Annotated in this window: 2 protein-coding genes and 1 pseudogene; all 3 read left to right on the top strand. The window is 67.2% G+C overall.

Annotated features, from left to right (window positions below):
• Positions 1-251: pseudogene (locus tag AC1D00_RS39150) on the top strand (TetR/AcrR family transcriptional regulator); the annotation flags it as partial.
• Positions 252-505: 254 nt separating this feature from the next.
• Positions 506-1,168: a DUF3313 domain-containing protein gene (locus AC1D00_RS39145; protein WP_477014362.1), complete on the top strand. Its 663-nt coding sequence runs from the start codon at positions 506-508 to the stop codon at positions 1,166-1,168.
• Positions 1,169-1,204: 36 nt separating this feature from the next.
• Positions 1,205-1,774: a DUF2147 domain-containing protein gene (locus tag AC1D00_RS39140; RefSeq protein ID WP_404551117.1), complete on the top strand. Its 570-nt coding sequence runs from the start codon at positions 1,205-1,207 to the stop codon at positions 1,772-1,774.
• Positions 1,775-1,896 lie beyond the last annotated feature (122 nt).

Here is a 1,896-nt window from a genome sequence, read left to right as displayed (position 1 = left end):
GGGTGGAGGCCATCAAGGCGGAGGCCGCTGATCCCGAGCTCGCGCTGTTGCGCTGGGCAGCGGCGCGGGGACTTTTGTTGAGCTCGCTGTTCGGCATGTCGCCGCTTGGCGAGGACGAGCACCAGCGGCTGTTCGCGCGTCTGCTCGATGACGATCAATGGCGCCCGCTCGAAAAGCCGGCCAAGGCCCGCGCCGCAAGAGCCGGCGGGGCATCCGCGGCGAAGGCTGGCGCGGCGCGCAAGCGCGCCTGATTCCTCGTTAACGAGCTCCAACCGGACGCTGCCCAAAACCGCGCCTGCGGCCAAATGTGCCGGGTCCTCATTTCCTTACTTTACAAACCAACTGGTCGGTTTTATAAGTGGAGGCACTGAGACGGCCCAAGGTGTCTGAAATGGCCCCGGACGATGCCTTGGGCCGGCAATGGTGAGCGCCGCAGCCGCGTCTGGTCCCAAAACGCGGCTGCGGTCCCCATCGCCTTTGCAGAAAGCCGCTAGAGGAGTCTGGAATGGATCGCTCGATCGCCTTGCGCGGTCTGGGAACGCTGGTGCTTTGCGCGGCCGCAGCCGGCTGCGCCTCGGTCGCGCCCGTGCCCTATTCGGAGATGGCGTCCTCGGCCTACATGGCCCCGAACAGGGCGGACGCCTCCGGCCGTGTGCCCTACCGCTATTCCACGCCGGTCGACTGGCGCGCATATAATAAAGTGATCCTCGATCCCGTCGTGCTCTACCGCGGCAAGGATCATCAGTTCGGCGACATGTCCGACAGGGACAAGGCGACGCTCGCCGCCTACATGCAGAATTCCTTCGCCGAGCGGCTGCGCGGCCGCTTCGCGATGGTGCGCGAGCGCGGACCGAACACGTTGCGGATCAGGCTGACGCTCACCGGCGCCGTCACCAACACGCCGGTGCTCGGCACGCTCTCGCGCTTCGACCTCGCCGGTGCCGTCTACAACGGCGTGCAGGCCGCGCGCGACGGCGAGGGGACGATGACCGGCTCGGTCGTCTATGGCGTCGAGATCTTCGATGCCGCCACCTCGCGCCTGCTCTCTGCCTACGTCACCAAGCAATACCCTGCTGCCTACGACATCAAGGCCAGCGTCGGCGCGCTCGCGGCCGCCACCGCCGGCCTCGACAAGGGCGCCGACGCGCTGATGGCGCAACTGAACTGACGCGGCAACCCGCGCAAAGAAAAAGAGGCATCGCAGATGAACTTTTTTCTCCGCTTCGTGCTGCGCGTCGCGATCACCGTCGCGATGATGATCATCGGCGGYCGCGCCGGCGCTGCCGCGCCCAACGATCCCAGCGGCACCTGGCTGGTCGAGGACGGCCGCGCCCGCATCCGGCTCGAACGCTGCGGTCCGTCGCGCGAGCGCATCTGCGGCTTCATCGTCTGGATGAAGGAGCCGGCCGACAAGCGCGGCCAGCCCTACCGCGACAAGGAAAATCCCGATGCGGACAAGCGCGCCCGCCCGCTGCTCGGCCACCAGCTCATCATGGGCCTGCAGGCGACACCCGAGGGGCGTTTTGCCGGCGACATCTACAATGCGGAGGACGGCAAGTTCTATTCGGTCTCGCTGTGGCGCGAATCTCCCGACCGCCTCAAGCTCAAGGGCTGCCTGATCAAGTTCCTGTGCCAGACCCAGACCTGGCAGCAGACCCTCGATGTGCTGCCCGGCCAGCTCGTCGGCCTGACCGGCGATCTCAACGGGCCGCGCGCCGACAAGGAATGGGCGGCCGTGCCGGCCCCGAAGCCGATGCAGGCGAAGGCGAAGTAGCCTTCAGGGCGTTCGCAGCGCCCGCCGCAATTCGTCGAGCGCGTCTGCGAGTTGCTCGCGATGCGCGATGTCGTCCTTGGGGAGAGCGGCGACGCTGCTTGCGAGCTCACGCAGGATGCCGG

The organism is Bradyrhizobium sp. P2_E8, from assembly GCF_056403875.1.
Note: the sequence above shows the minus strand (reverse complement) of the source record. Positions and strands in the feature narration are given on the sequence as shown.